At 48.0% G+C, this 6241-nt stretch carries 8 protein-coding genes; 3 read left to right on the top strand and 5 right to left on the bottom strand.

Annotated features, from left to right (window positions below; genetic code table 11):
- Together T494_RS0105295 and T494_RS0105290 are read right to left on the bottom strand one after the other, a co-directional pair.
- On the bottom strand, positions 1–242 hold a 242-nt coding region (locus T494_RS0105295), incomplete at its 3' end, for a transposase (RefSeq protein WP_028505397.1).
- A gap of 107 nt (positions 243–349) precedes the next feature.
- Positions 350–922 (bottom strand): hypothetical protein, encoded by a 573-nt coding sequence (locus tag T494_RS0105290; protein ID WP_028505396.1) that lies wholly within the window; start codon positions 920–922, stop codon positions 350–352.
- 150 nt (positions 923–1072) lie between these two features.
- Here T494_RS0105290 and T494_RS0105285 point away from each other — a divergent pair, with 150 nt between their 5' ends.
- Together T494_RS0105285 and T494_RS13395 are read left to right on the top strand one after the other, a co-directional pair.
- Positions 1073–1693 carry a hypothetical protein gene (locus tag T494_RS0105285; protein ID WP_028505395.1) on the top strand — a complete coding sequence of 207 codons (621 nt, stop codon included), beginning with the start codon at positions 1073–1075 and terminating at the stop codon, positions 1691–1693.
- A gap of 78 nt (positions 1694–1771) precedes the next feature.
- Positions 1772–2875: a PrsW family glutamic-type intramembrane protease gene (locus tag T494_RS13395; RefSeq protein WP_051540113.1), complete on the top strand. Its 1104-nt coding sequence runs from the start codon at positions 1772–1774 to the stop codon at positions 2873–2875.
- A gap of 42 nt (positions 2876–2917) precedes the next feature.
- Here T494_RS13395 and T494_RS0105275 read toward each other — a convergent pair whose 3' ends face one another.
- The 3 genes from T494_RS0105275 to T494_RS12395 are packed head-to-tail and all read right to left on the bottom strand — an operon-like array spanning position 2918 to position 4378.
- On the bottom strand, positions 2918–3571 hold the full coding sequence (locus tag T494_RS0105275; protein WP_028505394.1) for a sigma-70 family RNA polymerase sigma factor: 654 nt from the start codon (positions 3569–3571) through the stop codon (positions 2918–2920).
- The gene (spoIIAB, locus tag T494_RS0105270; RefSeq protein ID WP_037343990.1) at positions 3568–3990 is read right to left on the bottom strand and encodes an anti-sigma F factor; all 423 of its coding nucleotides are present in this window, start codon (positions 3988–3990) and stop codon (positions 3568–3570) included. Before spoIIAB ends, T494_RS0105275 begins: the two co-directional genes overlap by 4 nt.
- Position 3991: 1 nt before the next feature.
- On the bottom strand, positions 3992–4378 hold the full coding sequence (locus tag T494_RS12395) for an anti-sigma factor antagonist (protein WP_242836391.1): 387 nt from the start codon (positions 4376–4378) through the stop codon (positions 3992–3994).
- 161 nt (positions 4379–4539) lie between these two features.
- Here T494_RS12395 and T494_RS0105260 point away from each other — a divergent pair, with 161 nt between their 5' ends.
- Positions 4540–6237, top strand: coding sequence for a glycosyl hydrolase (locus T494_RS0105260; protein WP_081777228.1), 1698 nt, complete (start codon positions 4540–4542; stop codon positions 6235–6237).
- Positions 6238–6241: the final 4 nt, after the last annotated feature.

The raw sequence follows: 6241 nt of genomic DNA, 5'->3' as shown, positions 1-6241 counted from the left end.
TCTTGGACTTCCTTTTTTAGCTTTGTAGGACGGCCTGTCGACTTGCGTCCTCGGCGCTCAACATAAAAACCTTCTTTGCCTTCTTCAAGATAGATGCGCTCCCAGTCTGAGACTCTATTATGATTACTCACATCGAATTCCCGTGCTGCTTCCCTGTGGCTCAACTTTTCTTTGTGCATCGTTTCAACAACCTTGATTTTGAATTCCGGTGTGTATCTCTTATTTGGTATTCCTTTAGGCATAAAAATGCCCCCTTCCGTTAGATTTCTAATTGGTATATTTCTATTATACCACATTGTCTAACAAAAGGGGAGCATTTCACATCTCAGCGGTCAGGTAAATATTGATCTTACGCCCAGGGATTCTGTGACTTAGGCTCACGGATATCGGAAAGAAGGAAGTTCTCCCAGAGGAACCACTGACCTGTGGAGCCCTGCTGTCTCAGCTGTACCTGACGTGGGCTGTCCGCTCCGCCGGAACGAAGATGCATAGTTGCATAGCCCTCGTTCTGATAAGTGTAAGGGTTTGTCTCGATAGTAATTGTGTAAGGCTGGGAAGGGGTGTAGTCGTTATCCGGGGTAGCACCCTGGAAGAATGAGAACGGCTTGTATGGCTTGCCCTCAATGCGGTCACGCAGGAACTGGATCTCGTGAGGTGACAGTGGCTGAGGTCCCTTGAGGAAGTTGAGCATCTCAATGCCGATCTGTGGAGCCGCTGCATATGCGCACAAAGCACAAACGGTAAGTGCAGCTGTGTCATAAACAGACTTGAGCTGTCCCTGCGGCAGAGCCTTCATCTCCTCAACGCTTTCCGGCAGCCTTTCAAAGGTAATGGTCTTAGGTCCGGTCTCTTTGCCGATGCCCGATACTGCGCCTGCAATACCGCTGGCAGCCTTGTTTTTCAGGTTGTCAAAAATACTCATGATGTTTTACACTCCTTTATAATTTTTTATTTTGCTCATTCACAGTATATCATACATCCGTTCATATTGCAAGTATAATTCTACATTTTTTCGCCCTTTACAATTTTTCGGAGCCGTGCTATAATCTTTAGAAGAAAGGCGGTGAGGGTATTGAAAGGGAAATGGAAGCAATTTTGCAGTACGAGCAGAAAAAGCGTAAGTGCAAACCACGCTTACAACCGATCCCTCTTTGAGGGCATAAGCTCCTCGCTTATCAACGGACAAAACACCGAGCCTGTGCGCACGATGCGCTATGGGAGAAATTGTATGCACCACTGCGGCTGTGAGATAATCGCCGTGTATAATATAATGCAGCTGCTTGAAATGCCCCAGCCTCTGCCGGACGTTATCAGCGAATTTGAGCTTAACCATCTGTCCCTTCTTTTTTTCTCCACCTTTTTCGGCAGCTCACCCGGAAAGATAAGAAGATATTTTGATGCCCATAAGATAGAGTACAGCTACCTGAAAACCAAAGACGAATTTATAAAACAGGCAAGCAGCTCACATATAGGCATAGTTTCCTTCTGGGTCAATACCTATTCAAAGCACAGATTCAACCGCTTTGGTTCGGGGCTGCATGCCGTCGCCTTCCAAAGCGATGACACAGGGAAACTTACCGTCTATAACCGATATAACGACGACACAGCTCCCCGGGAGTATGACAGCATGGATGATCTTTTGCAGGACAGACGGTTTATCTCGGGCTATCTTTTTAAAAATCCGGAAAAATAGTTTCCGGCTGTTGCAAAACAGAAAAAAATATGCTATAATCTGCTTGTGTTTGATGTAAAATTATCAGGGGGGGATAATATGCCCAGCAATGCCATTTTAATTTTCCTTGCCATAGTGCCCACCATAATCCTGTTTTCCTATATCTATTATAAGGATAAGGTGGAAAAGGAACCTATCGGACTTCTTATCGGACTTTTCTTTTTAGGAGTGCTCACCGTTGTGGGCGCTGCCATCGGCGAAAGTCTGTTTATTGAGATCCTTGGGTTCAAAGAGAACCTCTCTGTGGCGGAAAACTTTGTTCAGTATTTCCTTATCGTTGCCCTGTGGGAAGAGGGCTGCAAGTTCCTGGTGCTGCGGACGGTGACCTGGAACAACAAGAACTTTGACTATACCTTTGATGCCATAGTCTATGCGGTAATAATCTCACTGGGCTTTGCAACGCTTGAAAATATCATGTATGTCCTCAGGATAGGCACCTACCAGGTGGCACTGATGCGTGCTCTGCTGTCTGTTCCGGGTCATACCATAGATGCAGTGTTTATGGGAATGTTCTTCGGAAAAGCAAAACACTGCCAGTATATAGGAGATAAAAGCGGCAAGACAAAGAATATGCTGCTGTCATTCTTCGTTCCACTTCTTATCCACGGAACATATGATTTCAGTATCTCGCTTGTCAACGCATTTGAGGGCGCAATAGTCATATTCCTGGGATTTGTTGTGGTGACCACCGTGCTTGCAATAATCAATGTGCGCAAATGCTCCAGAGGATCCACCTTTGTGGGCAGAGTTCCTGTGCCCAATTACGGGTATTACGGATACTACCCGCAACAGACTATGTATCCCCAGCAGCAGTATCCACAGCAGACCTATACCCCACAGCAGTATACACCTCAGCAATATCAGGGACAGTATACACAGCCTTACCAGCAGCAGGGTTACTACTATACACCAAACGGCTATACGCAAGTGAATAACTATACCGCTCAGAATCAGTATTCCCAGCCCTACTACCAGAACTACGGCTACGCCCGGCAGCAGTATCAGAACCCATATCAGAATACCTACCAACAGCCTCAGCAGCCGTATAATAATTACAATTACACCGGCTACAACGGCGCCTATCCACAGCAGAACTATAACAACACCCAGCCGCAGCAAAACAGCTGGCAGAATAAACAGTAAACTATTAAAGGAGCTATCGCAGACCTTGCGGTAACTCCTTTTTTATTTTGTATCCATTTGTTCCCGTATGGCGCAAAGCAGTTTCTTCTCCCGTCTTGACACCTGTACCTGGGTCATGCCAAGCATCTGTGCGGTCTGGGTCTGGGTAAGCTCCTTGAAATAGCGCAGATATATAAGCTGCCTGTCCTTTTTTTCAAGTCCCGATAATGCCTGCTTCAGCGCCAGCCTTTCAACAATACATTCGTCAGGTGCATCAACAGGTATGTCCGTTTGCCTTGTCCCGTCATCGTTTTCCGCCGTAAGACTCAAAGGTGCCGCCGAAGCGTTGAGTGCCTCCACCACCCTTTCCTCGCTCTCACCGCAAAGCTGTGCAAGCTGGGATACAGTCGGCTCGCAGCCGTTTTTCAGCGTATACTGCTGCGCCATTCGTGTCAGCTTCAGCGAAAGCTCCTTGGTGCCCCGGGAAACCTTTACCGTCCCCCCGTCACGAAACAGCCTTTTTATCTCCCCAAGGATAACAGGCACCGCATAAGTGGAAAAAAGCACTCCCCTGTCAGAGTCAAAGGCTTTCACCGCCTTTAAAAGCCCCACACAGCCGGCAGAAAACAGCTCGTCATACTCTATCCCACGGTTTTTGAACCTGCCTGCACAAAGATGTACCAGCCCCAGATTCTCCTCTGCCAGCGGACGACTCATTTGCGCTCCTTGGGGGTTATCCTTTTGTGCATAACGACCGTTGTCCCCCTGCCCACTTTGCTTGTGACCTTTATCTTGTCCATAAAGCTTTCCATTACCGCAAAACCAAGTCCTGCCCTGTCCTCATCAGGACGGGTGGTGAAAAGGGGCAGCATTGCCTGCTGCACATCCTCTATTCCGCAGCCCTTATCGCTGACCTTTATGTACACCGTGCTGTCCTCATATAAGCGCACGGTAAGCTCTATCTTTCCCACCGTTTCGGGGTATCCGTGAACGATGCTGTTTGTGACCGCCTCACTGACTGCGGTCTTGATGTCTGCAAGCTCATCGATTTTCGGGTCAGCAAGAGAAACGATACCGCTGACTGCAATTCGAGCAAAGCGCTCATTTTCAGACAAACTGGGAAAAACGACTTTCATATCATTGATTGGTCGTTTCAATTTTCATCACCTCCTGTTCATCCTCCTTGGGGAGGGTGTATTCGTTCACTATCTTTGCCAGCTTTCCCACTCCGGAAACCCGCATCACCTTGCCGATGTACGCAGGGGTCTTTGCCACGGTCACCGTTCCGCCCCGTTCATTCATCAGCTTGTATCTGCCCATTACAAGTCCTATCCCCGAGCTGTCCATAAATGTCACTGCGGAAAAATCAAGAATAAGCTCCGACGGACAATTTTCCTCTATGGCGATGTCGATATCTCTGCGAAGCTCTTTTGCGCCGTGGTGGTCAATGTCTCCGCTGAGCCTGGCGCAAAGCACCTTCCCCCGGCTTATCAGCTCCACTCCCATTTTCACCAGTCCTTTCATATTTTTATTCTGTGAGCATATATTAGCATATACAAGGCGCACTTTTTGTCATTTTTGACCGCCCGATAATTTCTTTGAACATATCGTTTGTACTTGCAACATGGTGAAAAATATGTTATACTGACCTTTGCAGTTTATTATTTGAAAGGAATGTAGGCGACTTGCTTATTAAAAAAAGACTTTGCCTGTGTACGGCTCTGACCATGGCTGTCTGTCTGGCAGCTTGCGGCAGCGATATAAAAAAAGACGATATACCCTCATCTGTCAATACCGATGAGTCCTCACAGACTCAAACCACCACCGTCACTACCGTCACCACCCCGGAACCCCCGCCGCCCCGTCTGGAACAGGCGGAAATAACAGGCAGCGAGCTTGAATACACGCCCTTTACACAGACCATCCAGGCAGAAAGTGCAAAGCTTTCCGGGGACGCAAAAAAAGCTGACCGGCGTGAGGGTTTCAGCGGCGAGGGCTATGTTACAGGAATATCCGCACAGGGTCAGTGGCAGCTGGAATTTGACCTGCCCCGGGACCAGTATTATAACGTGAGCTTGGCTGCCGCCTGTGACAGCAAGAATAAAAATGCCGTCACAGCCGACGGAAAGCGGCTGAGCAGCTTTACCTTCACCGGAAACGGTCACTTTGAGATAATAACCGTGAAAAATATATACCTTGAAAAAGGCAGACATACCGTCAGCATTGAGATACCCGACCCGTCTGCGGACATAGATTACTGTACTGTCACCGCAAGCGAGGACATCTCAAAGATATCCTTTGCCCTTGATAAGCCGGCTCTGTCAAACAAAAATGCCGACGAGAACGCTCAGGCTCTGTACAGCTATATGTGCAGCGTCTACGGGAAAAACATCTTGCTTGCACAGCACGATACCATAGGCACTCTTGCCGAATCCCAGCTGATCTGCAAAACCACAGGCAAACGCCCTGCAATACGCTTCGGAGACCTTATGAACGCAGCCGACCGGGACAGCTCTCCCTGCGATAACGACCTTGAGTGCGCCGAAAAGTTTTCCTCCATGGGCGGTATCGTTGCTTATATGTGGCATTGGAAAGACCCTTTGAGCAAAAAAAGCAGCTATGCCTCCGAAACAGACTTTGACCTTTCAAAAGCGGTCACCAAGGAGGACATTTCCCTGCTCCCGATCTCAGATATAGAAAAGCTTAAAAGCCAGGGTAAGATATCCGGCGAATGTCTTGAGATCGTGAAGGATATAGATGCCGTGTCACAGAAGCTGCTGAAGCTGCAAAGCAAAGGTATCCCGGTTATCTGGAGGCCTCTTCACGAGGCAAGCAACGGATACTTCTGGTGGGGCAAAGATGCTGCATCCTATAAATGGCTGTGGGAGCTTGTGTATAAAAGACAGACCGGTTTTCATAAGCTCAACAACCTTATCTGGGTGTGGAGCGCACAGAACGCCTCTTGGTACGTGGGAGACTCAATGTGCGATATTATATCCTGCGATATCTATAAGAACGACAGCCCTGGTTCCGGCATCAACAACCTGCTTTTCCTGCAAAGCATCAGCCGAAAAAAGCCTGCGGCAATGACCGAATGTGACGTTATGCCCACAATAAGAAGCATGGTCAACGAGAAAGCATACTGGTCCTTTGTGGGACAATGGGGCGGAAGCTACCTGATGAAGCAGGACGGTTCTTTTTCACAGGAGTTCACCTCGGAAAAGGACCTGCAGCTGATCTATAATAATAATGTCACCCTGACTATGGACAAGCTCCCCTCGCTTTCACAGATGAAACAAGACCTTGCCCGTGCCAAGGAAAAGGAAAAAGCAGACCTTGAGGCGAAGGAAAAAGCAGAAAAGGAAAGCAAAAAAACAGAATAAAATA

It is taken from the genome of Ruminococcus sp. FC2018 (genome assembly GCF_000621805.1).
In the GTDB taxonomy this organism is placed as follows: Bacteria; Bacillota; Clostridia; order Oscillospirales; family Ruminococcaceae; genus Hominimerdicola.
The sequence above is the reverse complement of the archived record's forward strand: the minus strand, read 5'-3'. Positions and strand labels throughout refer to the sequence as shown.

What these genes read in the sequence shown, in the direction of transcription:
- T494_RS0105290 (WP_028505396.1), bottom strand. Translation starts at nt 922, where the DNA reads ATGAGTATTTTTGACAACCTGAAAAACAAGGCTGCCAGCGGTATTGCA.
- T494_RS13395 (WP_051540113.1), top strand. Translation starts at nt 1,772, where the DNA reads ATGCCCAGCAATGCCATTTTAATTTTCCTTGCCATAGTGCCCACCATA.
- T494_RS0105275 (WP_028505394.1), bottom strand. Translation starts at nt 3,571, where the DNA reads ATGAGTCGTCCGCTGGCAGAGGAGAATCTGGGGCTGGTACATCTTTGT.
- spoIIAB (WP_037343990.1), bottom strand. Translation starts at nt 3,990, where the DNA reads ATGAAAGTCGTTTTTCCCAGTTTGTCTGAAAATGAGCGCTTTGCTCGA.
- T494_RS12395 (WP_242836391.1), bottom strand. Translation starts at nt 4,378, where the DNA reads ATGAAAGGACTGGTGAAAATGGGAGTGGAGCTGATAAGCCGGGGGAAG.